At 59.1% G+C, this 22959-nt stretch carries 23 protein-coding genes and 1 tRNA gene; 6 read left to right on the top strand and 18 right to left on the bottom strand.

All coding sequences use genetic code 11. The features are described 5' to 3' along the window. Positions 1-52: 52 nt before the first annotated feature. Positions 53-919: a CsgG/HfaB family protein gene (locus ACN9MZ_RS05380; protein ID WP_426341220.1), complete on the bottom strand. Its 867-nt coding sequence runs from the start codon at positions 917-919 to the stop codon at positions 53-55. A 125-nt stretch (positions 920-1044) separates the two neighbouring features. On the opposite strand from ACN9MZ_RS05380, the gene ACN9MZ_RS05375 reads away from it, so the two are divergent. Continuing rightward, positions 1045-1341, top strand: coding sequence for a PsiF family protein (locus ACN9MZ_RS05375; RefSeq protein WP_426341219.1), 297 nt, complete (start codon positions 1045-1047; stop codon positions 1339-1341). Between the two features lie 8 nt (positions 1342-1349). Here the strand turns inward: ACN9MZ_RS05375 and ACN9MZ_RS05370 are convergent, their stop codons facing one another. Next, the gene (locus tag ACN9MZ_RS05370; protein WP_426341218.1) at positions 1350-2633 is read right to left on the bottom strand and encodes a hypothetical protein; all 1284 of its coding nucleotides are present in this window, start codon (positions 2631-2633) and stop codon (positions 1350-1352) included. 54 nt (positions 2634-2687) lie between these two features. Beyond that, positions 2688-4574 carry a PAS domain S-box protein gene (locus tag ACN9MZ_RS05365; RefSeq protein ID WP_426341217.1) on the bottom strand — a complete coding sequence of 629 codons (1887 nt, stop codon included), beginning with the start codon at positions 4572-4574 and terminating at the stop codon, positions 2688-2690. A gap of 86 nt (positions 4575-4660) precedes the next feature. Here ACN9MZ_RS05365 and ACN9MZ_RS05360 point away from each other — a divergent pair, with 86 nt between their 5' ends. From ACN9MZ_RS05360 to ACN9MZ_RS05350, 3 genes are all read left to right on the top strand, one after another. Further along, positions 4661-5617, top strand: coding sequence for a hypothetical protein (locus ACN9MZ_RS05360; protein ID WP_426341216.1), 957 nt, complete (start codon positions 4661-4663; stop codon positions 5615-5617). A 243-nt stretch (positions 5618-5860) separates the two neighbouring features. Then, complete coding sequence (locus ACN9MZ_RS05355; protein ID WP_426338545.1) at positions 5861-6865, top strand: IS110 family transposase; 1005 nt, start codon at positions 5861-5863, stop codon at positions 6863-6865. 109 nt (positions 6866-6974) lie between these two features. Beyond that, entirely contained in the window at positions 6975-7661 is a 687-nt protein-coding gene (locus ACN9MZ_RS05350) for a hypothetical protein (protein WP_426341215.1), read from the top strand. A gap of 12 nt (positions 7662-7673) precedes the next feature. On the opposite strand, the gene ACN9MZ_RS05345 is transcribed toward ACN9MZ_RS05350, so the two are convergent. Next, positions 7674-9008, bottom strand: coding sequence for a GAF domain-containing protein (locus ACN9MZ_RS05345; RefSeq protein ID WP_426341214.1), 1335 nt, complete (start codon positions 9006-9008; stop codon positions 7674-7676). Continuing rightward, positions 9005-9493, bottom strand: a complete 489-nt coding sequence (locus ACN9MZ_RS05340; protein ID WP_426341213.1) for a hypothetical protein — start codon at positions 9491-9493, stop codon at positions 9005-9007. Before ACN9MZ_RS05340 ends, ACN9MZ_RS05345 begins: the two co-directional genes overlap by 4 nt. An 86-nt stretch (positions 9494-9579) precedes the next feature. Here ACN9MZ_RS05340 and ACN9MZ_RS05335 point away from each other — a divergent pair, with 86 nt between their 5' ends. Next, positions 9580-10680: a hypothetical protein gene (locus ACN9MZ_RS05335; protein WP_426341212.1), complete on the top strand. Its 1101-nt coding sequence runs from the start codon at positions 9580-9582 to the stop codon at positions 10678-10680. 118 nt (positions 10681-10798) lie between these two features. On the opposite strand, the gene ACN9MZ_RS05330 is transcribed toward ACN9MZ_RS05335, so the two are convergent. The 8 genes from ACN9MZ_RS05330 to ACN9MZ_RS05295 all read right to left on the bottom strand — a co-directional run bounded on the left by ACN9MZ_RS05330 (position 10799) and on the right by ACN9MZ_RS05295 (position 17784). After that, the gene (locus ACN9MZ_RS05330) at positions 10799-11827 is read right to left on the bottom strand and encodes an IS5 family transposase (protein WP_426339717.1); all 1029 of its coding nucleotides are present in this window, start codon (positions 11825-11827) and stop codon (positions 10799-10801) included. A gap of 71 nt (positions 11828-11898) precedes the next feature. Next, entirely contained in the window at positions 11899-13599 is a 1701-nt protein-coding gene (locus ACN9MZ_RS05325; protein ID WP_426341211.1) for an LTA synthase family protein, read from the bottom strand. A gap of 277 nt (positions 13600-13876) precedes the next feature. Next, complete coding sequence (locus ACN9MZ_RS05320) at positions 13877-14905, bottom strand: IS5 family transposase (RefSeq protein WP_426338225.1); 1029 nt, start codon at positions 14903-14905, stop codon at positions 13877-13879. Positions 14906-15396: 491 nt separating this feature from the next. Next, positions 15397-15472: transfer RNA gene (locus tag ACN9MZ_RS05315), tRNA-Phe, on the bottom strand. 48 nt (positions 15473-15520) lie between these two features. Beyond that, on the bottom strand, positions 15521-15904 hold the full coding sequence (locus tag ACN9MZ_RS05310; protein WP_426341210.1) for a hypothetical protein: 384 nt from the start codon (positions 15902-15904) through the stop codon (positions 15521-15523). A 319-nt stretch (positions 15905-16223) separates the two neighbouring features. After that, a complete protein-coding gene (locus tag ACN9MZ_RS05305) occupies positions 16224-16589 on the bottom strand; it encodes a hypothetical protein (RefSeq protein WP_426341209.1) in 366 nt (121 codons plus the stop codon). 60 nt (positions 16590-16649) lie between these two features. Continuing rightward, positions 16650-17027, bottom strand: a complete 378-nt coding sequence (locus tag ACN9MZ_RS05300; protein WP_426341208.1) for a hypothetical protein — start codon at positions 17025-17027, stop codon at positions 16650-16652. 298 nt (positions 17028-17325) lie between these two features. Beyond that, positions 17326-17784: a hypothetical protein gene (locus tag ACN9MZ_RS05295; protein ID WP_426341207.1), complete on the bottom strand. Its 459-nt coding sequence runs from the start codon at positions 17782-17784 to the stop codon at positions 17326-17328. Positions 17785-17940: 156 nt separating this feature from the next. On the opposite strand from ACN9MZ_RS05295, the gene ACN9MZ_RS05290 reads away from it, so the two are divergent. Next, positions 17941-18969, top strand: coding sequence for an IS5 family transposase (locus tag ACN9MZ_RS05290; RefSeq protein ID WP_426339717.1), 1029 nt, complete (start codon positions 17941-17943; stop codon positions 18967-18969). Positions 18970-19115: 146 nt separating this feature from the next. Here the strand turns inward: ACN9MZ_RS05290 and ACN9MZ_RS05285 are convergent, their stop codons facing one another. The 5 genes from ACN9MZ_RS05285 to ACN9MZ_RS05265 are packed head-to-tail and all read right to left on the bottom strand — an operon-like array spanning position 19116 to position 22937. Next, positions 19116-19325 carry a hypothetical protein gene (locus tag ACN9MZ_RS05285; protein ID WP_426341206.1) on the bottom strand — a complete coding sequence of 70 codons (210 nt, stop codon included), beginning with the start codon at positions 19323-19325 and terminating at the stop codon, positions 19116-19118. 20 nt (positions 19326-19345) lie between these two features. After that, on the bottom strand, positions 19346-20269 hold the full coding sequence (locus ACN9MZ_RS05280) for a lysylphosphatidylglycerol synthase transmembrane domain-containing protein (RefSeq protein WP_426341205.1): 924 nt from the start codon (positions 20267-20269) through the stop codon (positions 19346-19348). A gap of 53 nt (positions 20270-20322) precedes the next feature. After that, positions 20323-20712 (bottom strand): GtrA family protein, encoded by a 390-nt coding sequence (locus ACN9MZ_RS05275; RefSeq protein ID WP_426341204.1) that lies wholly within the window; start codon positions 20710-20712, stop codon positions 20323-20325. Continuing rightward, positions 20702-22000, bottom strand: a complete 1299-nt coding sequence (locus ACN9MZ_RS05270) for an NAD(P)/FAD-dependent oxidoreductase (protein ID WP_426341203.1) — start codon at positions 21998-22000, stop codon at positions 20702-20704. Before ACN9MZ_RS05270 ends, ACN9MZ_RS05275 begins: the two co-directional genes overlap by 11 nt. Position 22001: 1 nt before the next feature. Further along, complete coding sequence (locus ACN9MZ_RS05265) at positions 22002-22937, bottom strand: NAD-dependent epimerase/dehydratase family protein (protein ID WP_426341202.1); 936 nt, start codon at positions 22935-22937, stop codon at positions 22002-22004. Positions 22938-22959 lie beyond the last annotated feature (22 nt).

Genomic DNA, 22959 nt, shown 5'->3' with positions numbered 1-22959 from the left:
CTCCCTTCCGAAGAGCTACTTACACTATAGTTCGCCTGGCCCGCAATGGAACTTAGTTTTTCTTCTTGCCGGCTTTCTTCTCGAGCTCTTTGGATGCCGGCGTCGATCCACCCTGCACACCGAGTGCGCCGCCCGTGCCCATGCCGCCGGCAACCTCCTGCGCCTTGTAGTTGCGCACCGCCTTCACCAGCTGGTTGTACGAGTCCATGAAGGAAGCGATCAGGATCTTGCCCTCCGGCGTGTTGGAATAGCCACCGGCCGCGCCGAAGCCGCCGCCGCCGAACAGTGCTCCGCCAACGTTGAAGTCATAGTTCTTGGCGCTGCCCTCCGCCGCCGCCAGCTGGATGCCGGAACGGTTGTCCACCATCAGCAAGGTGGTCGAGGCCTCGTTCGCCTTCAGCCCGCCAGCGACAACACCCGCCACGCTACCCAGCAGTCCCAGGCCGCCCAGCGCGCCGCCGACACCCTGCGTGCCTTTCTGGCTGAAGGTAATGCTCGGGCTCATGGTGTAGTCGGCTGCCACCATCTGGCCCTTGCCGTAGTTGCTGCCGGCCCGCATTTCGCCGGACGAAGCCAGCGCCCGTTCCTGCATCAGCTTGCCCATTGCCGCGCCGCGCTCGACCACGACGAAGCAATTCGATTGCTGGATCATCATGCGCAGCACGGGCACGGTCGAGCCGAGCTTGTATTGCGACAGGTGGTGGTACCACGGCGCAGCCGTATCTTCCACCACGCCGAGCGTGCCGAGCGGCTTGTCACATTTTTCCAACTGGGTGTTGGCATTCGACGCTGTAGCGCCGCCTGCGGAGCCGGTTGCCATGGTTGGCGCACCGCCCAGTTTTGGCTCCGTGCCCGCGCAGGCCGACAGCAACAGCAGCGCCAGCCCGGCAAAGCTTGCCCCTTTCAAGTTCTTGTCCATGTTCACTCCCCAGTAGAAACGACCGTTTGAACTCATCGGCGTCCTTTGAGAATAGGTCACATCGACAAAAAATCTATGTATAGTTACTACCGCAAGACCAACTCAACTGTTAGAAGGAACCCCTCATGAAAAAACTGATCATTGCCGCCCTGGCCCTGTCTTGTTCCGCCGCTTTTGCCGCGGACCCGGCGCCGGCAAAGAACTCCCAGCAATCCAAGATGACGACCTGCAATAAGGAAGCCGATGGAAAGAAAGGTGACGAACGCAAGGCATTCATGAAGGAATGCCTGAGTGCGAAACCCGCCGCGCCGGCGACGCAGCAGGACAAGATGAAGACCTGCAACGCAGACGCGGCAGGGAAAAAGGGCGATGAGCGCAAGGCCTTCATGAAAGAATGCCTGAGCGCGAAGAAAGCCGCCTGATCAGCTCATCAGCGTAGGCCGCTGGCCAGGCGAGGAGACGACAACAAAGTCTTGAACGCTTCCCAGCGCTGCTTGCGGGCGGCCACCGGATCGGTGGCCGTCACATGTTTTTCCACCCAGGCCTTGACCAGGTCCTTGCCCAGGTTGTAGTTGATGACATAACCGCGGTTGGCGTCATAGAAGGACAGGCGCTGCGCCGATTTCTCCGGCGGGTACAAGGCTACGTTCACCAGCCATTCGATGGTCTGCTCGCGGCTCCACTTCCCTTCCAGGTAAGCTTGCGCCGCATCGTTGTCGGCGTAGCTCAGCTTGCCGAGCAATTTCATGAGCTGCGCGTATTGCGGCGCCAGTTCCGGGTCCAGCCCCGCCAAGGGATACAGCACCTTCTGCTCGAAGGCCAGGCGTTCTTCGTCGGTGAAGGCCATTTCGATGCCGTAGTTCGCGCTGCCCTCGGCAATCAGCGACATCGGCGAGTACAGCGGGTACACGCTGAACTCCACCCAGTTGCGCTGCTTGACCAGCGCCTGCTCCAGCAAGGCGTTATAGACGTGATGGCCCGGATAGCCTTCGTGGCAGCCCAGGTCCACAGCACGCTCGATGTAGATCGGGAACTCGGTATTGATCTGGATCAGGCTATGCGCATTGCCCTTGTACCAGTTATAGCCTGACCACGGCTTGTTGGCCACGAACTCCAGCACGAAGCTTTCCTTCTGCGGCAAAGCCATGAAGGCGGCGGTGCGCTCGCGGCAGGCAGCAATCGAGGCATTGAACACGGGCTGCAGCCTGTCTTTAGGGATCGCGAACTTGGCGCGGAAAGCTTTCAAGCGCTCCGGCAGCGAACCCTCGCCGGGCAGCAGCTTGTCGACCTGCGCCACCAGCGCCATGTAGTAGGCGCGGTCGTGGTGCGGGGTGACGGCGTCGTACAGCAACGCGGTCTCTTCGTCGAAGCTGAATTTGCGGCCTTCCAGCATGTCGACGCGGGCTTGCATGGCCTTGAGCTGCCTGGCAAGGAACTCGATGCGCAACGCTTCGTCGGCGCCAGCGGCCTTCTGCTGCGCGATGTCGCGCTGGGCCGCCACCACGCCGGCCTTGATCGATGCCAGGCTTTGCTTGGCCTGCGCCGCCTGCTGCGCCAGTTCCGGCGGGCCGTAGTATGCGTCAACATAACTGGCGTCGTGCTGGCCGATGGCCAGTACCAGCTTGCGGTAGCGCTCCGCCACGTCCTGTACCGACGCCGCCATGGCGCTGCCAGCCATCAGCATGGCCAATCCTCCCAATACGATTTTTTTCATGTCCCCTCGACGGCTTGTGCCAAAGTCGTAGAGTGTAACCCAGCCAGTCAGCCGTCAACCCGTGCGCAGCTGGCGGGCCAGGTCGGCCAGGCGATACGGCTTGCCGATGATGGAAAACTCTTCGTCGGATTGGGGGAAGCCTGAGGCCAGGATAATCTTGACGTGCGGGTAGCGCAGGCGTACCTCGCGCGCCAGATCCAGTCCCGTCATCCCGTTCGGCATCATCACGTCGCTGAACAGCACATCGACCTCGCTGTCGCGCTGCAGGGCGCGCAAGGCAGCTGCCGCGTCGCTCGCATGCAAAGTGGCGTAGCCCATGGACTGGAACAATTCGCGCGCCGACTCCATCACCAGCGGGTCGTCTTCCACGATCAGCACGCGCTCCTCGCGCGGCGGCAGCGGCGCCGGCGCTTCCGGCACCGACTCTTCCAGGGCCGGCAGGAAGAGGTTGATGGTGGTGCCCTTGCCTTCCTCGGTGTCGATCGTGACGCCGCCGCCGGACTGCACGATAAAGCCGTACACCTGGCTCAAGCCCAGGCCGGAGCCCTTGCCGACTTCCTTGGTGGTATAAAACGGTTCGAAGGCGCGCCGGCGCACCTCTTCGCTCATGCCCGTGCCGGTGTCGGCGACGCTTACCCGCACATAGTCGCCGGCAGGCAGCGCGCCTGCCTGGTTGGCTTCGAGCATGACGTTACACGTGGTGATTTCCAGCGTGCCGCCTTCTGGCATGGCATCGCGCGCATTGACCACCAGGTTGAGCAAGGCCGCCTCGAAGCGCGCTTCATCGATCGAGGCCTGGCGCAGTTTCGGATCGAGGTCCATTTCAAAGCGCATCAGCGGGCCGGCCGCGCGCCGCAGCACGCCTTCGAAGCCCAGCACCAGGCGGTTCAGCTGCTGCACGCTGGGCGCCAGTGGCTGCTGGCGCGCAAAGGCCAGCAGTTGTTGCGTCAATGCGGCCCCGCGGTCGACCGCGCGACGCATGCTGTCCAGTACTCGCGCACCCGCCGCTGCCGGCGGCGCCGTGCGCAAGATGTCGATGCCGTTCGATACCACCGCCAGCAGGTTGTTGAAGTCGTGCGCCACGCCGCCGGTCAGCTGGCCGATCGATTCCATTTTCTGCGCCTGGAACAAGGCCGCGCGCGCCTGCTCCAGCGATTCCTGCGCCTGACGCTGTTCGGTGTTGTCGCGCGTGACCTTGGCGAAGCCGAGCAACTCGCCATCGTCGTCGTACAGCGCATCGATCACGGCGTGGGCCCAGAAGCACGTGCCGTCCTTGCGCACGCGCCAGCCTTCGCTTTCGTAGCGGCCCGCGCGCGCCGCAACTTCCAGCGCCCGTTCCGGCACGCCGGCAGCCTTGTCCGCTTCAGTAAAGAAGCGTCGATAGTGGCTGCCAAGCACCTCCTCCGGCGCGTAGCCCTTGATGCGTTGCGCCCCCAGGTTCCAGTTGGTGATCAGGCCTTGCGGCGACAGCATGTAGATGGCGTAGTCGATCACGCCCTGCACAAGCAGGCGGAAACGCTGTTCACTTTCACGCAGCGCCTCCATGACGCGCCTGCCCTCCGTGACATCGCGCGTGACGTTGGCAAAGCCGACGTGGTCGCCGTCGCGCGTATAGATCGGATCGATCACCACGCTGGCCCAGAACAAGGAACCATCCTTGCGCACCCGCCAGCCCTCGCTTTCAAAACGCCCTTCGCGCAGAGCGGTTGCGAGCGCGCGCTGCGCCAGGCCGGCCTGCTGGTCTTCCGGCGTATGGAAGCGCGAGAAATGCATGCCGAGCACCTCGCTTTCGCTGAAGCCGTTGAAACGCTGGGCACCTGCATTCCAGCTACTGATGCGGCCTTCGGTGTCCATCATATAGATCGCGTAGTCGCTGATGCTGGATACCAGGAGTTCATACTTGGTTGACAGACTCTCAAGCGCCGGGGCTTCGTTGATCATCAGTATCTGGGCGCACTATTGCGCGCATTCATTTGTGCGAGGATTTCAGCAGGATGCCACAATCTGCAATTATGTGGAAAACGACAATGCTGCTGGCCCTGGCCTTGGCCCTGCCCACGGTAGAGGTGCCTGGCACTCGCTCCCCGGTGGACAAGTCCTACCGCAAGATGCTGCAGGGCGTGGAGCGCTTCAAGCGCGAGCACGCGCTGGCGCCGCAGGCCACGCTGCGCTTCCGCCTCCTGCCGCGCCAGCCGGGCACCGATATGCAAGGCATCAGGCTGAAGGTGGTGGGCGATACTACCAGCATGGCGGTGCCGGTCGGCGCCGACAACAGCTTCACGCTGGACTACAACGAACTGCTGTGGCGCGAAGACAGCGCCGTCCTCGCCAACCGCAAGACCCTGTCCATGACGTGGCGCGCCGAGGTGCGCAGCCCCGGCGTGCCGGAGGGGATGCGGCGCCTGGGCGACCTGCGGCTGGAATGCCTGGTCGGCATGGAGGCCGGGCTGGTCTCCAACAACGCTCACCTGTTTGCCTGGCTCGATGAATTCCTGCGCAGTCCGGACAAGGTGTGCAGCGACCCACACGGCAATTATCTGTTCTTTGTAGAAAAACCATTGTTCTCCATCACCCTGCAAGCGGGCGAGCGGCGCGCCACCCTGCCCTTCCACGCGCTGTACGCGGGCAACCCGCCCGCCGCTGAAATGCCCTACTGCGACTGCCAGGTGCTGCTCGACCGCAGCTACTTCGCCCCGATATGGGACCGCAGCTGGCCGGACGACACCCTGCTGGGCTTCGAATACATGGACGACCCGCCACCCGCCAGCCCGGCCGCCCCGCGCGACCGCGCGGCAACGCGTGCCGCACTGGGGCCGCCCCAGCTCAGCCTGCGCTTCGGCAGCGGACGCGAAGTCTGGCTGTACCAGTCCACGCCACCCGTCCCCCTCGCGCCCGGCCCCGACGGCCGCCCGCGCATGGGCGAGCACGTGCTGCTGTTCGCCCCCGACGGCGCCACGCTGAAGTCGCGTCAACGTGCACCATGAAAGTCGGGGTCAGGTCTGGCAATTCGCCATGTTGGCGGATTGCCAGATCTCGTATATTGAATCTGCACCTTTGGAAGAAGATATTAGGATTCTGAAGGCGGCGGGGCAAGGTCTCACCGAACAGAGTGGAAGCCATTGAGCTTGTGGGTCAGATAGGTGACCTTGCCCACTTGTTCATCTGGACGCCGGACGGTATCTTAGGTCGCCCCTTGGGTAAGCCTGCATACGAGAAAGGTGGACGAGATGAATACGCCGGTCGTAGGGATTGATGTCAGCAAGCGTAAGTTGGATGTAGCCTTGCTAGTTGATGGCAAAGTCAAGGCGAAAGCAGTTCCGAACTCCCAAGAAGGATTCGCAGAGCTGGAAGTCTGGCTGAACAAGCAGAAGATTTCTCTGCTGGAAACCCATATTTGCCTTGAGTCGACAGGCGTCTATAGCGAACCTATCGCCCTGTATTGGTTTGACAAAGGGATTAAAGTCAGCTTGGTCAATCCGAACTGCATCAAAAGTTTTGGCAGCAGCGAGAATATCCGCAACAAGAACGACCAAGTTGATGCTGGATTAATTGCTCGCTACTGTGCAGCGATGGCGCCGCCATCTTGGGATGCGCCATCACGTGAACAGCGCCAGTTACGGGCCTGGGGCAACAGGCTGACTGCACTTCAAGATATGCGCCAGCAGGAGTTGAATCGTTTAGAAGCGCATGAAACAGCCAAACAACAGGATGTTATCCCTCATGTCCAGGCTCATATCAAATGGCTGGATGCGCAAATTGCGCAAATAGCACGGGATATCGACGATCACATTGACCGCCATCCAGGGCTTAAACAGGATGCAGAGCTCATTGAAAGCATTCCCGGGCTAGGCCGTACGACAGCGGTAAAGGTCTTAGGCCACGTGGGGGATGTTCGGCGCTTCGGAAATGCGAAGGCGCTTGCAGCGTTCATCGGGGTCACACCCAGGCAACGACAATCCGGAACCTCAATACGAGGCCGGACAATGATGACTCGTATGGGGAACAAACACCTGCGAGCAGCTTTATTCCTGCCAAGCCTCGTTGCAAAACGTCACAACCCTATCCTGAAGCAGTTTGGCCAACGTTTAGAGGCCAACGGCCTCTCCAAAATGGCCGTCGCCGGCGCAATTATGCGCAAGTTAGTGCACTTGATTTACGGGGTAGTTAAGTCAGGCAAGCCCTTTGACCCGAAATACATGGAAAAAAGGCTTGCCGTCCAAGACGGTATCTGACCCCGACTTTTGCTTAAGAAGTTTTTAAGGTTTGCTGAGGGAGTTTTTAAGAACGCGGCAATGTCTTAATGACTACCATTCTCTTCGTACCCACCCGAGGATGAATCACATGAGCAAACCACGAATCAATATGTATTCCGGCATCCACAAGGCGCTGCGCAACTTCATGAGCGACACCGAAAGCCGCCTGTCCCGCACCGATGCGGCCGATAACGAAGACCTGCAGGCCAGCCTGGCGCAGGTGCGCGAACTACTGGCCATGATGCGCAAGCACCTGCAACACGAGCGCGATTTCGTGCATCCTGCAATGAACGCGCGCCGCCCCGGCTCGGCGCAGCTGGCCGAAGGCGACCATGACCACCACGACTGGGCCATCGACAAGCTGCTGGCCCTGTGCGACCACTGCGCCAGTGCGGTCGGCAGCGCCCGCTTCCAGCACCTGGAACACCTGTACTTGCAACTGTCGGTCTTCATCGGCGAAAACCTGGTGCACATGAACCTGGAGGAAACCGAGCACAATGCCGTGCTGTGGGCCTGCTACTCCGACGAGGAACTGCACCAGATCCACGATAGCATCATCGCTGCCATTACGCCGGAGGAAATGCAGTCGACCATGCGCTGGATGATTCCCGCCGTGAGCCCGGCCGAACGCGCGGGCCTGCTGCTGGGCATGCGCGCCGGAATGCCGCCGCACGTGTTCAAAGGCGTGCTGGCGTTGACGCGCAGCCTGATCAGTACGCGCGATATGCAAAAGCTGGAAGCTGCACTTGAAGCGTCCCAGCCCATCGCGGCATGAGGTATGGCCCGCTCAGGCTTCGGTCAACTGTAAGGGGCGCTCGACGCAAAGGCGGAAATGTCCGCGTCCCGTTTTCTCGATCCGCACCGGCGCTTCGCGCTCGCACAGGCGCCGCGCCAGCAGCACCAGTCGCGCCTCCAGGTTGTCACTGACGTCCGGCAGGCGTAGGCGCTGGTCCAGGCGCAGTTCGCGGTTGCTGAAAGCCGTCTTGCCATGCGCAGTAAAGTCCTGCAGCAGTGCCCACAGCACGGCGCCGGCCACGCCCTTGATCATGTAGTCGTTTCCGAAGAAGACAGAGTCGTTGTCGGCGAAATGGCGCACTGCCAGTGGCGAGCCTCGCACATCGGGCGCGGCCTCCCCTTCGGGCTCGGGCTCGGGGACAGGCACGTTCTGCATGATATGCATTGCCATCGCCAGCTGGCCGCACAAGGTTACCAGCGCATCCTCATCGTCGTAGGTAAAGCGCAGGTCCTGCGGGCTTTCCACGTAAAGCACGCCGATCAGGCGCTCGCAACCCTGGATCGGCACGGCGAGCTGGCTGCGCGATTCGGCCAACCCGGGAAAGGGAATCTCAGTCTGCAGCGCATGCCCCAGCCCGGTGTCTTCCGCCTGCTGCCGGATCGCGCGGCTGTAGCTGTATTCGGCCGTCATGTGGCTGATGCGGATTGCAGTGCCTTCGCGCGCGGCGACGCCAATCACGCCCTGCCCCAAAGGAATTTCCGACCCTACGCCCGATTGCTGGTAACCGTGGCTGGCCACCGTGTAAAGGCAGGCCGCCTGAGGATCGTGCAGCAGCAGCATGGCATGGCTGATGCCCATCTTCTCGTTCAGGCAAGCCATGGTTTCGTCGAACAGTTGCGCCAGGTCGCGGCAAGCCAGCAGGCGCTCGGAGCACAGGCGCAGCGCGGCCAGCGTATTGCGCGGCGGCGGTGGCGGCGGCGCCACGTCACGGTCCACGCAGATGATCTCCGTCACCCGGAACACATCGGAGCCAAGAAGCCTGAAAACGCCCGTCATGCCGACATGCGAAGCCAGGCCCGCCAGCTTGGCCTTCATGCTTTCGAATAGTTGGCCGGAGGTTTCGGTGCGCAGGTATTGCAGCGCCAGCGAATACTGGGCGCCCGTATAAGGATTGACCACGGTCAGGCGCGCATTCGGGTTGGCCAGAATATTGGCGCGTGTCTTGTTGAAGAACTGGTAGGACAGCGCCACGTGGTCGCGGTCCATGTACTGCACTTGCGACAAGTAGGAGGCATTTGGCATGCCGGCCAGGTCTGCCGTGCCCAGCACCGCCGGGATCACGCCTTCGAAACACTCGCGGATGGTGTCGAGCATGATCGTGTTCATTCGCCGGCCTCCAGCTTCTTGCCGGCCTTGGGACCCGGCGTCTGGCTGTACGCTTCGCTCGGGCAAAAGCTCAGCGCCACCAGTTCTTCGGGCGGGCAGGACAGCAGGGTGCGCACCATTTTTTCGTGGAAGCCGATCGCCCCAACCTCCGCCACGAAAGCATCGCGGTAAGCCTCGACCAGTTGCACATCATCCGGCTGCAGCGCCGTCACGCGTGCATCACGGCTCTTCAACTGCATGGTGCGGTGGGTGGATGGCTGGGTGAACGCCACGGCGATGGCGCCGCTGGCAAAGATATCGCGCTGCACCGCTTGCGACTTGGCTTCCGGCACAAAGACCGTGACGCGGCGGCCGTCGTCGCTGACGCGGCAGCCGATGGCGCGCACAAGCTGGGGCATGCCGTTGCGATCGCAACTAGCCACGCTGATCGAGACGCCCCCGCGCATGAACGCAATCTGGCCGGCATCGATGAATGGTGCACTCATGACAATATTTTAACTTAAGGCAAGGCTGACATGATCTATTGGATAATTTACAATGGAATATTTAGCTCTGATTAATGGAAGTTTCAATGCAGCAAAGCAGCGTATCCAAGACCGCAAGCAGGGTTTCCTGGAGATATTATGCAATTGCATTTACCGTTGCGCTGCTTGCCTTGTTGCCAAGAACCGGATTCGTGCAGTTTGATCCCGCACGCTACTTGTGGGCCGAGGACGGCCCCGTTTTCCTGAATGAGGCTGAGGCATTGGGGTTGGCGGCGATTTTCCATCCCTATGCCGGCTACCTTCATTTCTACCCGAGGATCATCACAGCGCTATCCCAGCTGGTGGCACTGCCCCATCGGCCGATGGTGCTGACCTTGGGCTGGATCCTTGCCTATCTGGTCATGATGTCCGCCGTGGTCCGGGTCGCAGCAAGATCCAACAGAAGCATTGTGCCCCTCGTCATGGTGGTTGGGTTGGTCTCGCTTCAGCCCAACTGGGGTGAGGTGTTTTTCAACGTCACCAACTCTCAATGGATGATTGGCGCGACTCTGTTCATCTTTGCCTTAGTCGAAGCAGAAGGTTCTGAGCGCCGCAAACAGATCAAGGGCCTTGCGCTCTTGCCAATGGCACTGACCGGCCCGTTTTCAGTCATTTTGGCTCCCATTCTACTGCTGCGCATATGGCTGAAAAAGGACTGGCAAAGCCAGAAATATATCTACCTGCCGATCTTCTTCGGTGCAATCGTCCAGACTTGTATTTTGCTGACCCACCAAAGGGTATCGTCCGGGGTAACCAACACCGACCTCTCGTTATGGTGGGACGTGTTCACGAAGCTCGTGCTGTTTGAACCGGACTCTTTTGCCCTCTTTGTGGTCGCGCTGGCCATCTGGGGCCTGCTGGGCTACATGGCTTATACCCATCAGCGCGATAAAGCTTTCCGCGAGCGCATAACCCACCCTGCCGCGCTGATGCTGATCGCGGCGTTCCTGTTGATCGTGGGAGGAATCTTTGCCAACAAGCATGATCCAGCCGTCATAGTTGCGCTGGGAGGCGGCGGCCGCTACACGTGGGTGCCGTATGCCCTGATCGTGGTTGCCGGCTTCATGCTTTCTCAAGGCCGCAAAGTCCTTGGCTCGTTGGTAACACTGCTATTCACTCTCGGGAACCTCGATTTACTGGCAGTTTGAGCGGTGACACCGAAAAAATAGCTGCCTACAAAGCGGCCGCGCCACGATCGCCGCCATTTTCATGGCCATTTTTCTGTCCGAATCCGCCTTTTGGGACGGTTCAGACGGACCTCGGGCGTCAAAACGCCGAAATCTTCGCCTCCTTCAGGTAACAAAGGCGACGCAGGTTGTACGCGGCGGCCTTCCAGTTCAGTTGCAGCGTGGCGCGTGCCAGACCGATCGAGCGCAGCATCTTGCCGCCCAGCTGCGCCATGCCGGCAAAGACATGCTCGACGCGGGCGCGCGGGCTGGCGATGCGCCGGTTGCGGCGCTGCTGAGCCTCGGACAGCGGTTTGTCCTTGTTGCCTTTGCGCTGGATGTGCATGCGGTAGCCCTCACCGGTAAGCCGCTCTTCGCGCTTGTGATTGACGTAGCCTTTGTCGGCATAGATATCCCGGCTGGTATTGGCCGGATCGAGCACGTCTTCAAAATGCAGCGTGTCGTGCTCGCTGGCGGTGCTGATCTTGATTTTTCGGATCAGCTTGCAACGCTTGTCCACGTTCGCCGACAGCTTGTAGCCGAAATAGGATTTGCCGTGCTTTTTGGTCCAGCGCGCATCCAGGTCTTTCTGACGTCGCTTCGGCGGCGACCAGTCGGCTGGCATGGCGTTCTGGTCCACGACGAGGGATTTTTCTTCCTTGTTCAGCGATTGTTTCGGCGCCTGGACGATGGAGGCGTCAATCATCTGGCCGCCTCGGGCGATGTAGCCATGCCGGGCCAGTTGCCGGTTGACGGCGTCGAACACGCTTTCGCTGGCGCCGGCCTTGATCAGGCGCTCTTTGAAAGTCCAGATCGTGGTGCGATCGGGGATCTGGCTGGAGTCGCGCAGGCCGGCGAAGCGCAGGAAACTGAGCCGGTCAAGCAACTGGAATTCCATCTGCTCGTCCGAGAGGTTGAACAGGTGCTGGATCAACAGAATCCGCACCATCACCTCGGTAGGAAACGGTGGTCGTCCGCCGCGCTCGCGGCCGGGCCGTGGCGCTGCTTCATCGACTGCGTCGGCCAGCGCCGCGAAGTCGACATGCCGCTCCAGTACTTGCAGCGCGTCGCCCAGCTTCGTCAGCTTGGCTTCGCGCTCCTGAGCGGCAAACAGGTTGGGTTTCATCATGGCAGTGTCGTCAAGTTTGATGCGCTGACATCATGCCATGGCTGAGGTAGTTTTTCGAGGTACCCTAGAAGCTAATTTAATAGGCTGAGCCTGTACAGGTAATTGGGGAAGATCTTTATATTTTCGTAATAATCATGAGTATTCAGTTTGGAGCATGCCCCCACTTCACGAGAAAAGGCAAACGACGGCAAGTCGACGCCAATAAAAATCTCATCAAATAAGCTTGGTAGACAATAGAAAGGCGCATTGGCAGCTTTTTTCGCAAACTCAATAGCTTTGGCTTTATCGGGGTGGTAGAAATATGCTGGCATCTCCCCGAGAATTTCGCGCGGAGGACGTGAGACGAATTTAAAGTCTTCGTTACGGTCGCCGGTCTCAAGGAAAAGGCTTTTTGGCAATATTTTGTTCTCAAAGAAAAATCTCGTAAGTGCCGGCTTGTGGTCGCCAATTATTAGTATTGCTGAATCCGGTTCGATTTCCAGTGTTTTCTCAATAAAATCACTAATTCTTCTTATTGACACCTCCAGCCTCCGCGAGTAATCGAGTTGCCCTAGATCGTTAGTAAAGCGATAACCCCCATGAGTGGAGACGGTGGTCAAATAGTAAAATCCTGGTTTTTTTGAATTTTTTATCTCATCGAGCGCTCTTGAGAAAAGGATGTCTTCGTCTGCCCAGATCGGGCCGGTGTAATTCATATCTTCGAGGCCAATAAAGCGGTCGAACCCAAGTTTTGGATTAATGATGTCGCGGTTCCAAAATTTCCTATAGTGGTTGTGCACCGCAATTGTGGTGTAGCCCCTCGCCCGCAAGGCCCGAGGGAATGCTGCAGCATCGTCTTTTAGAATTGAGGCATATTCTTGATAAATAACGCCAGTCAGGTGTCCCTGTGATGGGAGTCCCGTTAAAAGTTCAAATGATGAATTTACAGTGCCACCACCATAGACTGGGGAAATCGCGGGAAATTTCTCAAAAGAGAATTTGTCAAGTGACGCAAATTCTTTCTTGAAATAAATGTCGTTGTGCCAACATGCTTCGCAGAGTATAAAAATGACGTTCTTAGGCGGATGGGCGACTGGTTTTTCGCGGCTTTTTAGAGAGGAAAAAAGAGAGATTTCTTCACTTGTCGGCGGGGGCGGGATATCCCTCCTGCTGGTCTGAATTAAGTGTAATGGTAAGCCTGACATCCTTACATTGTCGGGCCAATTCCATAAAATGTAGTCCACACCAAGCTCCGACAGTTTGTATTTTACTTTTTGGCTCAGTGGATCGCTTATTTTTTCAAGATATGGATAGAATGTGACTGGTGCCAACATTGCTAAGCATGAGAATGAAATCAAAGCTTTTAATTTAGTTGGCGCACAAAATTGATTTACCTTGATCATTAAGGCAATAACGGAAAAGAAAAGCGCAATCAGGAACAGGTGATCTCCTGAAATATAATGCCGCATAACTGAAATGTTTGACGCGGAGGAGATATCGTTCCAACCAAGAGGTTCTCCGGTGAGAGCTTGTTTGACCCGGTTCGTTTCCGCGAGGATGAAGAATATTGAAACAGTGAAAATTGACGCCGCTAAGGGGCGTAAAAGCTGCCTGGCTATTATGTAGAAAAATAGAATCGGCAGGAAACATATAATTATCGCTTGGGTTCTCCATTTTTCATTAAGAAAAAATGAAAAATCTTGAACGTACTTGGCGATTAATCCAGAGGCAATTGCTAAAAATAGAATGGCTGAAAGCTCGATGCAAACGTTCCTTAGGTTTTGTGATTTCATTGGATTCGTTCTTGTTGTTCTAGGCAAGGTGAAGAGGGTCTGAGCCTCCCCGGCCTGCGCGGACACTTCCGTTAGGTGTGATGTCATTATCAGAGGTGATCCATGGTACAGCAACGTAGAACATTTACTGAAGGGAACCTCGATTTACTGGCAGTTTGAGCGGTGACACCGAAAAAATAGCTGCCTACAAAGCGGCCGCGCCATGATCGCCGCCATTTTCATGGCCATTTTTCTGTCCGAATCCGCCTTTTGGGACGGTTCAGACGGACCTCGGGCGTCAAAACGCCGAAATCTTCGCCTCCTTCAGGTAACAAAGGCGACGCAGGTTGTACGCGGCGGCCTTCCAGTTCAGTTGCAGCGTGGCGCGTGCCAGACCGATCGAGCGCAGCATCTTGCCGCCCAGCTGCGCCATGCCGGCAAAGACATGCTCGACGCGGGCGCGCGGGCTGGCGATGCGCCGGTTGCGGCGCTGCTGAGCCTCGGACAGCGGTTTGTCCTTGTTGCCTTTGCGCTGGATGTGCATGCGGTAGCCCTCACCGGTAAGCCGCTCTTCGCGCTTGTGATTGACGTAGCCTTTGTCGGCATAGATATCCCGGCTGGTATTGGCCGGATCGAGCACGTCTTCAAAATGCAGCGTGTCGTGCTCGCTGGCGGTGCTGATCTTGATTTTTCGGATCAGCTTGCAACGCTTGTCCACGTTCGCCGACAGCTTGTAGCCGAAATAGGATTTGCCGTGCTTTTTGGTCCAGCGCGCATCCAGGTCTTTCTGACGTCGCTTCGGCGGCGACCAGTCGGCTGGCATGGCGTTCTGGTCCACGACGAGGGATTTTTCTTCCTTGTTCAGCGATTGTTTCGGCGCCTGGACGATGGAGGCGTCAATCATCTGGCCGCCTCGGGCGATGTAGCCATGCCGGGCCAGTTGCCGGTTGACGGCGTCGAACACGCTTTCGCTGGCGCCGGCCTTGATCAGGCGCTCTTTGAAAGTCCAGATCGTGGTGCGATCGGGGATCTGGCTGGAGTCGCGCAGGCCGGCGAAGCGCTGGAAACTGAGCCGGTCAAGCAACTGGAATTCCATCTGCTCGTCCGAGAGGTTGAACAGGTGCTGGATCAACAGAATCCGCACCATCACCTCGGTAGGAAACGGTGGTCGTCCGCCGCGCTCGCGGCCGGGCCGTGGCGCTGCTTCATCGACTGCGTCGGCCAGCGCCGCGAAGTCGACATGCCGCTCCAGTACTTGCAGCGCGTCGCCCAGCTTCGTCAGCTTGGCTTCGCGCTCCTGAGCGGCAAACAGGTTGGGTTTCATCATGGCAGTGTCGTCAAGTTTGATGCGCTGACATCATGCCATGGCTGAGGTAGTTTTTCGAGGTACCCTGAAGAGTTCAAACGAGAAGCGGTGGCCAAGCAGTCCGGAGTGAAACCCGCAACCGTAGCCCGCGACCATGTTTTCAGTTCACAGCATCCGCCCATCTGGGCCACTCGTACCATGTGCTTGGGGTTTCTTACAGTGGCGTCTATGAGTGGCAAGGCCGGCCGCCAAGCGAGCGACAGCGTGAAAATGATTGGCAGCTCAAGGCGATTCGGGCAAGCCATGAATGAGCGGCACTGCACCTATGGGGCGCCAAGGGTATTTCGCGACCTGCGAGATGCCGGCGAAGGATGTAGCGAAAGTCGGATAGCCAGGTAGATGCAACGCGCACGGCTTGCGGGCCGCCGGGAATAGACCGGACACGAGGACTGAAGACTTCCAAAACAAAAAACGCCGATCTGCATGGATCGGCGTTTTGTCTAGGATGTTCTTGGTGGCCCGGGGCGGAATCGAACCACCGACACAAGGATTTTCAGTCCTCTGCTCTACCAACTGAGCTACCAGGCCAAGGCGCGCAATTATAGCAGAGGATTTTTCCTTTTGCCAAGGGCGGGCTCAAAGCAGGTCCTTGCCAACCGGCTTGGTATTGATGCCTGCCCAGCGGCCGCAGTGGATCAACAGGCTGGCGTAACCGGCTTGGCGCAAGGCTCTGGCCAGGTCGGACGGCGCCAGGCCGGCCAAATCGCGGTAACGCCCCGGCCCAAAATGATCGCCTCCCGTACGCAACGGAGCATAGTACAGCAAGTCCTCCAGACCAAACTGATAGATGCGGCCCATAGGATGCTCGCGCAAATAGGCTAGCACCGGATAGCCTGTGATCTCCCGCTGCAATATCGCCTCGCGTGCGTCGGCAGTCGGCGCAATGAGTTTCCAGCCCTTGTATGCATTTTTGAGCGCAACCGGTACAACGATCAACAGCGCCAGGGCAACGCAGGCCATCGCTGCCTTCTTTTGCCCATTGGACGCGCGCCCGCGCGCAATCAGCTCCCATGCCGTCGTAAATGTCTAATGCCAGACGGCCGCTGCCAACAGTGCCAGAACCGGATAGAACGGCATCAGGTAGCGGGGGTAGCGCGAAGTCAGCAACCAGACGCCCAGCGCCGCAGCACTCGCGATCATAGCCGCCGGTGCTCCCGGCAATCGACGCACCATAGGGATGAAGGGCGCTAGCAGCGCAGGCCAGATTACCCATCTTGGCCAGCCCGCGTTGCGTTTGACGTCGTCGAGCTGGAACTGGTAATCCGTCAGGTTCCGGTCGCTAAGGCCGAACAACTTGCCATCGAGAGGATTGAAGGGGGCGCCGGTCAACAAATAGTTCCTTGCGTACCAAGAAGCGCATGGCAGCAACAGGCTGGCCGTGGCGATGAGCCAGGCGCGAGACGAACGGGTCCGCATCAGCAAGGCGATCGCTAACAGGGGACAGAACCTGCAGCGCCTGGTACTTGATGCCCGCGGCAACGCCGATCAGGAAAGCCGCAACTGCGATCAGGGCGTGCCGTTGCGGTTGATGCTGCCAGAAATGGAACACCAGGCAGCCCGCGAAGATGATCAGCGTGGCGCTGGTATCGACCATTGCGGTATCGTATTCATTGCGTGTCAACGACAAGAAGATGATGACGGCCATGCAGGCAACGGTTTGGCCGGCATGGCGTCTGCCGCCCCGATAAATCAGGAAGGCGGTGGGCTATGCAGTCAATGCGCTGAGCAGGTGCGACATCACGTCGTCATAGGTGAGCATGGCTGCGCTGAAGAGCAGGTCCGCGTTGAAGGGGAACCATGGATAGCGCAGCCACCCGTTAACGTTGAGCCGGCCATCCAAGGCCAGCGGTGGGCATAGGGGAGCGATGAGCGTCGGCAGGACCGTCAAGGCGAGCAATAGCAGCATGCCACGTGCGGGCCAGTCAGCCTCCTGCCAATGCTGGGCCAGGGGTGGCCCAGTGCGCGCCGGAAGCGCCCGCCATTCAAGCAGGCACAGGCCGAGACCTGATATGAGCAAAATCACCAACGGCACGAGGCGCAACTGCCCTGCGATTGCCGGCCACGGGATGACGGTCATGTACATGCCCATTCCAAGGGGTGCTGCGAGGCCATGCCATACCAGCTTGTCGCCGGGTTCTGCCAGGAAAGTTTTCGCCTCAAGGCGGCGTAGCGCGGCCTGGCCGATACCCCAGCAGGCGCACAGAAAAATCAATAAGGCGAAGTAATGGATAGCCGCGTAGAGGAATTTGCCGATTATGGAAGGGAATCGCGCCGTAGTTGGGTGGGAGCGGCGCTTGAAAGTTCTTACGTGCGATTATTTGCCATGCTGACCTGGAGCGTCAAGATGAGTGCAGCAAACCTCGATCCCGGACAGGTTGCACCTAGACGCAGTGCACTTCAACGCGCCGGATCGTGGTCTGCCCGGACATTTCATAAGGTTCAATGCCTAGCAGCACCCCACTGGGCGGCATGGGGAAGGCGTATTGGGCCTTTACCTCGCCTTCGGGATACCAGCGCGCGAGGGAATCCGCCTTCTTGAAATTGCCATGCTCATCCCAGAACAATTGCAAGACCCCCTCGTCCTCTTCGCGTGTCAGATAGATGTTTACGCCGGCGAACTTGTTATTGGGGCAGGATAGTTTCTGGGTGAACGTTAGCATTGCCCGGAGGCCGTTACGTTTAATAACCAGATCTTGGTCGGCATAGCTGATGCTAAGTCCCGTCGCGGAAACCTGCTTCAAATCAAGCTCAATTACCTTCCCCGGGTGAGCGTTCGCACCGCTAGGTTTCGCCAATATATGCCAGGCGGGGTATTCCTCCCACACGGGATGGATCGGCATGAACACTTGCTCCTTCTGGGTAAAATGCACGAACGCTTCAAACTGAAGATTGGGCAATACCCAAGTATGGAACTCCGCAATACAAATGAGAGGGTACCTCGAAAAACTACCTCAGCCATGGCATGATGTCAGCGCATCAAACTTGACGACACTGCCATGATGAAACCCAACCTGTTTGCCGCTCAGGAGCGCGAAGCCAAGCTGACGAAGCTGGGCGACGCGCTGCAAGTACTGGAGCGGCATGTCGACTTCGCGGCGCTGGCCGACGCAGTCGATGAAGCAGCGCCACGGCCCGGCCGCGAGCGCGGCGGACGACCACCGTTTCCTACCGAGGTGATGGTGCGGATTCTGTTGATCCAGCACCTGTTCAACCTCTCGGACGAGCAGATGGAATTCCAGTTGCTTGACCGGCTCAGTTTCCTGCGCTTCGCCGGCCTGCGCGACTCCAGCCAGATCCCCGATCGCACCACGATCTGGACTTTCAAAGAGCGCCTGATCAAGGCCGGCGCCAGCGAAAGCGTGTTCGACGCCGTCAACCGGCAACTGGCCCGGCATGGCTACATCGCCCGAGGCGGCCAGATGATTGACGCCTCCATCGTCCAGGCGCCGAAACAATCGCTGAACAAGGAAGAAAAATCCCTCGTCGTGGACCAGAACGCCATGCCAGCCGACTGGTCGCCGCCGAAGCGACGTCAGAAAGACCTGGATGCGCGCTGGACCAAAAAGCACGGCAAATCCTATTTCGGCTACAAGCTGTCGGCGAACGTGGACAAGCGTTGCAAGCTGATCCGAAAAATCAAGATCAGCACCGCCAGCGAGCACGACACGCTGCATTTTGAAGACGTGCTCGATCCGGCCAATACCAGCCGGGATATCTATGCCGACAAAGGCTACGTCAATCACAAGCGCGAAGAGCGGCTTACCGGTGAGGGCTACCGCATGCACATCCAGCGCAAAGGCAACAAGGACAAACCGCTGTCCGAGGCTCAGCAGCGCCGCAACCGGCGCATCGCCAGCCCGCGCGCCCGCGTCGAGCATGTCTTTGCCGGCATGGCGCAGCTGGGCGGCAAGATGCTGCGCTCGATCGGTCTGGCACGCGCCACGCTGCAACTGAACTGGAAGGCCGCCGCGTACAACCTGCGTCGCCTTTGTTACCTGAAGGAGGCGAAGATTTCGGCGTTTTGACGCCCGAGGTCCGTCTGAACCGTCCCAAAAGGCGGATTCGGACAGAAAAATGGCCATGAAAATGGCGGCGATCGTGGCGCGGCCGCTTTGTAGGCAGCTATTTTTTCGGTGTCACCGCTCAAACTGCCAGTAAATCGAGGTTCCCTCTATTTGATAAAGGCTGGGTCCTCGCTCAGTTGATCATGGCGGAGAGCCGTGCGGACTCTGGGCGGGCTGATCCGTGCGTTGCCTTGATCGAGATTGTTTGGCTTCGGGTCGGGATAGCGGAAGCTGGCGTACACGCCACGTTTGCAAATGCGCGGATGGCCGGCGCGCTTGGCAAAGATATTCTGGAACGCCCACTCCAGATCTTTCAAAGCATATGTTTCGGCCCAGTTCAGTTTCGCACGGGCTCGCGCGATGCCGCCAGCAAAGACAGGAAACCGATCGCCATCCCCATCCAGAGCGTCACCAGACGGATGGCGATCGCCAGTGACACTGCGACACCATTTCCCACGCCGCGCTCGGCTAGCTGGAACACCAGCGCGGCTTCCATCGCCCCGAGTCCGGCCGGCACCATGCTTGCAGCGCCGAACAGGGTTGCCTGCACAAAGATCAAGACGCACGTGGCGGCCGTCAGGCCAGTACCCGCCACTTGGCAGAACAATGCGAACACTAGTGCCTGCGAGCCGTAGGCGGCCATGGCCAGGCCCGAAAATGCGGCCACCCTGGGAAGCTTCCATAAACTGGCCCAGCTCTCAAGGACAGCTTGGCTGCCCTTGATCGGCAAGTTTTGCCAAGCTCCTGCAAGCCGTCCCCACCGATTCCCGGTGCGCTGGTGCTGAAGCAACCAGGCGAATGCGCGGCTGCCAGTCAACGCGGCCGCAAATGCCAGCAGCCAGGCCCAGGACAGCGCCTGGCCTACCAGACACGAAGCCAGGAAGCCCAGCAGGCACATGCCCAGCACGTCTGTCGCCCGGTCCACCAGAAAGGCGGCCAGGCTGTGCGGCGCCCGGACGCCGTACTGCAAGAGCAGTGCAGTGCGAAAGGTTTCGCCTGATTTTCCCGGCGTGGCTGTCAGGGCCAGGCCGGCAAGATAGACCAGCAAATGGTGCCGGCGCGGCACTTGGTATCCGAGGTAGCGCAGCGCAACTTCCCAGCGAAGAAAACGCCAGAGATAGGATGTCGAAGCAAGCACGGCGCCGCCAAGCAAGGTGCCCAGCCCGAGTGCGCGGAGGGCGGCGGCGGCCTGCCGCCAGCCGAACCACAAGATAGCGGCGAGGTACAGCAGGACGGCGGCGCCGACCAACAGAATGATCATCCGGAAAACGCGCGGGTCACCAAGGATGGATTGAACTCGCGCAACAGCCCGGTTCATCGGAAGGTCAGGAACTTATGGCCGAAATAGCTGGTCACTACCGGTACCAGCACACCGGCCAGGTGGGCCATCGCCTCTGCATGCTGAACGATGCCAAGCGAGGGCAGCACCCACCGCGCCAGGAGCAGGCTGATCGCCAGCGTCTGCAACATGGCCAGCACATTCACGCCAACAAACTTGCCGACTTGCGAGGCCAGTGCTCCCCCTTGCGCGTTGAAAACATGGCCACGCATCAGGGTAAATGCGACTGCCATGCCCACCAGGTAGGCAAAAAACACTGCTGGCGCATAATCGAGGAAGGTGCTGAACACGAAGCGTGAACCGAAATTGGCCCCCGCCGCGATCCCGCCTGCAACCAGGAATTTCAGGAATTCTTTATTCAGCATGGGCAGCCATCTTCGCCATATTGCGTCCGAAATCGATACTCTCCGAGATGCCGCGATCTTCAGGGTAGTAATACGAAGTGTCGGCCACCCACAAGCCCTCAACCGGCAAGGCCACTGGCGGCAATTTATCCAGGTAGCCCGGGTCGCAAATTGGCTGCGCGTAGCGGTAGCGGCTGGCGCGCATGTCGAGGAAATCGTCGTCGCTCAGCGTCGGATTGATCTTCTTCAGGTAGCTGCGCACCTTGTCCAGGAACACCTGGTCCGCATCGGCAAACTTCGAATGCTCGCCCGGCATGTAAAACGGCACATAGACGATGTGTTCTTCGAGAGGACGCAGGTTCGAATATTCAACTAGGCCCGGAATATCCATGTCCGGGTCATTGGTGTTGAGCCAGAAGTTTTCCGTCAGCGCCTTGCGCAGTTTGACGATCACACACACGACGGCGATATTCTTCACAGCCTGGAACTTGCCCAGCACGTCCTGCGGCAGGTCGGGCATCACGCGCGGCACGTAGGGCAACGGGATGGTGCTGACCACCTTGTCGAAAGCCTGGAACTGACCGCCGGCCTCGACCCCCCGCACCCGGCCCTGCTCCATCACGACCTTGCTGACCGGGGTCGACAGGCACACCTCGCCACCGTGCTTGACGATGTCAGCGCGCATGGCATTAAGCAACGTTTCGGAGCCGCCATCGAGGTAGCCAAGCTTTTCCTCGAACAGGCTGGCGCGCGAAGTGCCGATACGGCGGATGCGGCTCCAAATCCAGGCCGCCGACAGGTTATTGCTGTAATCGTAAAACTTGTAGTCGAACAGGCGCCGCCACAGCACTTCCCAGGCTTCCTCGCCGACCCAGCGGCGCACCCAGCCGGTTGCCTCGACCTTGTCGAGCGGACGCCAATCTTCCCGCTTGCGCTTGGTGGACAGGAAGGCGTGCAGGCCGTATCGGAATTTGGCCAGCGGGCTCAGGCCGCGGAACTTCAGCAGCGCAAGCGGGTTGCCCCATGGCTGCAAGCGGTTCTGGTACCAATAGCCCATCTTGGTGGCGACCCAGTGCATCTTCGACTGCAGACCCAGCTCATCCAGCACCTGCAGGAAGCCGGTATCGGAGATGCAGTGGAAGTGATAGTAGCGCTCGATCGACAAGCCCGAAAAATCGAAAGCCGCTGCCATGCCTCCCACGCGGTCATCGGCCTCGAAAACCACAGGGTGGTGGCCGTCACGCGCCAGCTGGTAGGCGACAGCCAGGCCCATTGGCCCGGCGCCAAGCACTGCAATACGTTGACCCATATCAGAACTCCAGAACGACTTTGCTGTATTGAGGATGGTTGAAGGTTTCGTCAATCGCCTTGGCAAACGGAGTGCAAGGCACGCCGAACATGCCCGGCCAGTCGATCACTTCAAAGGAATCCTTGGCGCTGAGGGCGGTCAGCTGCTGGGTCGTGAACGGCGGGTTTTTGTCGAACAGGCTCCAGGTCCAGATCAGCGCGTAGAACAGGCTGTACGGGATCTTGGCGATGATGGCGCCGGCGCCGGTGACGCGCTTGATCTGGCGGATGATGTCGATGTAGTCGACCTCCTCATGGCCGGAAATATTGTAGATGCCGTGGTCGATCTTGTTCTCGATGCAGCTGATGATCACGTTGCAGAAATCGCCTACGTACAAGGGCTGGCGCATGTAGCGGCCATGGCCGGGGATCGGGAACACCGGCACTTTTTTCATGAAGCGCGACAGCCAGCCCAGGTGCTTGCGGTCGAACCAGCCGAACATCAGGGTCGGGCGCAGGATCGGGCAGGGAATGCCGCTCTCAAGCACCAGCTTCTCCTGGTCCTTCTTGGAGTTGGTGTAGAAGTCGTCGGCCACCGACATCACCACAGACGAGCTGATGTGCACCAATTGCGGCACGTGATTCGCCTTGACGGCATCGAGGATCAGGCTGGTGGACGTGACGTTGTTGTCGACAAACTCCTGGTAATCAATGCCGCCGATCTGGGCCTGCAGCATGACCACCACGTCGGCACCGACAAAATGGCGCAGCCACTCGCCCGGCTTGGCCAGATCGGCATATTCCACGGTGATGTCGGGCTGCACCCGCTTCAGCACTTCCAGATTCGGGCGATGCTTGTCCAGCACCACGATATTGGTATAGCCCTTGGCCTTCAGGCGCGCTACTAAGTTCTGGCCTACCAGGCCAGCCCCGCCAGGGAGCAGGATTTTCTTCTTCATTTCTTTCCTCACTGATAATATT

It is taken from the genome of Pseudoduganella sp. S-14, assembly GCF_049913285.1.
In the GTDB taxonomy this organism is placed as follows: Bacteria; Pseudomonadota; Gammaproteobacteria; order Burkholderiales; family Burkholderiaceae_D; genus Rugamonas.
This window is presented reverse-complemented; position numbering and strand designations above follow the sequence as displayed.

Bases quoted from the DNA above. Each gene is read 5' to 3' on its own strand.
- ACN9MZ_RS05350 (WP_426341215.1), top strand. From the start codon at position 6,975: ATGAGCAAACCACGAATCAATATGTATTCCGGCATCCACAAGGCGCTG.
- ACN9MZ_RS05360 (WP_426341216.1), top strand. From the start codon at position 4,661: ATGCTGCTGGCCCTGGCCTTGGCCCTGCCCACGGTAGAGGTGCCTGGC.
- ACN9MZ_RS05345 (WP_426341214.1), bottom strand. From the start codon at position 9,008: ATGAACACGATCATGCTCGACACCATCCGCGAGTGTTTCGAAGGCGTG.
- ACN9MZ_RS05295 (WP_426341207.1), bottom strand. From the start codon at position 17,784: ATGCCGATCCATCCCGTGTGGGAGGAATACCCCGCCTGGCATATATTG.
- ACN9MZ_RS05270 (WP_426341203.1), bottom strand. From the start codon at position 22,000: ATGGGTCAACGTATTGCAGTGCTTGGCGCCGGGCCAATGGGCCTGGCT.
- ACN9MZ_RS05375 (WP_426341219.1), top strand. From the start codon at position 1,045: ATGAAAAAACTGATCATTGCCGCCCTGGCCCTGTCTTGTTCCGCCGCT.
- ACN9MZ_RS05355 (WP_426338545.1), top strand. From the start codon at position 5,861: ATGAATACGCCGGTCGTAGGGATTGATGTCAGCAAGCGTAAGTTGGAT.
- ACN9MZ_RS05305 (WP_426341209.1), bottom strand. From the start codon at position 16,589: ATGGCCGTCATCATCTTCTTGTCGTTGACACGCAATGAATACGATACC.
- ACN9MZ_RS05325 (WP_426341211.1), bottom strand. From the start codon at position 13,599: ATGAAATCACAAAACCTAAGGAACGTTTGCATCGAGCTTTCAGCCATT.
- ACN9MZ_RS05265 (WP_426341202.1), bottom strand. From the start codon at position 22,937: ATGAAGAAGAAAATCCTGCTCCCTGGCGGGGCTGGCCTGGTAGGCCAG.
- ACN9MZ_RS05370 (WP_426341218.1), bottom strand. From the start codon at position 2,633: ATGAAAAAAATCGTATTGGGAGGATTGGCCATGCTGATGGCTGGCAGC.
- ACN9MZ_RS05335 (WP_426341212.1), top strand. From the start codon at position 9,580: ATGCAGCAAAGCAGCGTATCCAAGACCGCAAGCAGGGTTTCCTGGAGA.
- ACN9MZ_RS05365 (WP_426341217.1), bottom strand. From the start codon at position 4,574: ATGATCAACGAAGCCCCGGCGCTTGAGAGTCTGTCAACCAAGTATGAA.
- ACN9MZ_RS05300 (WP_426341208.1), bottom strand. From the start codon at position 17,027: ATGTACATGACCGTCATCCCGTGGCCGGCAATCGCAGGGCAGTTGCGC.
- ACN9MZ_RS05340 (WP_426341213.1), bottom strand. From the start codon at position 9,493: ATGAGTGCACCATTCATCGATGCCGGCCAGATTGCGTTCATGCGCGGG.
- ACN9MZ_RS05280 (WP_426341205.1), bottom strand. From the start codon at position 20,269: ATGATCATTCTGTTGGTCGGCGCCGCCGTCCTGCTGTACCTCGCCGCT.
- ACN9MZ_RS05290 (WP_426339717.1), top strand. From the start codon at position 17,941: ATGATGAAACCCAACCTGTTTGCCGCTCAGGAGCGCGAAGCCAAGCTG.
- ACN9MZ_RS05380 (WP_426341220.1), bottom strand. From the start codon at position 919: ATGGACAAGAACTTGAAAGGGGCAAGCTTTGCCGGGCTGGCGCTGCTG.
- ACN9MZ_RS05275 (WP_426341204.1), bottom strand. From the start codon at position 20,712: ATGCTGAATAAAGAATTCCTGAAATTCCTGGTTGCAGGCGGGATCGCG.
- ACN9MZ_RS05330 (WP_426339717.1), bottom strand. From the start codon at position 11,827: ATGATGAAACCCAACCTGTTTGCCGCTCAGGAGCGCGAAGCCAAGCTG.
- ACN9MZ_RS05320 (WP_426338225.1), bottom strand. From the start codon at position 14,905: ATGATGAAACCCAACCTGTTTGCCGCTCAGGAGCGCGAAGCCAAGCTG.
- ACN9MZ_RS05310 (WP_426341210.1), bottom strand. From the start codon at position 15,904: ATGGCCTGCGTTGCCCTGGCGCTGTTGATCGTTGTACCGGTTGCGCTC.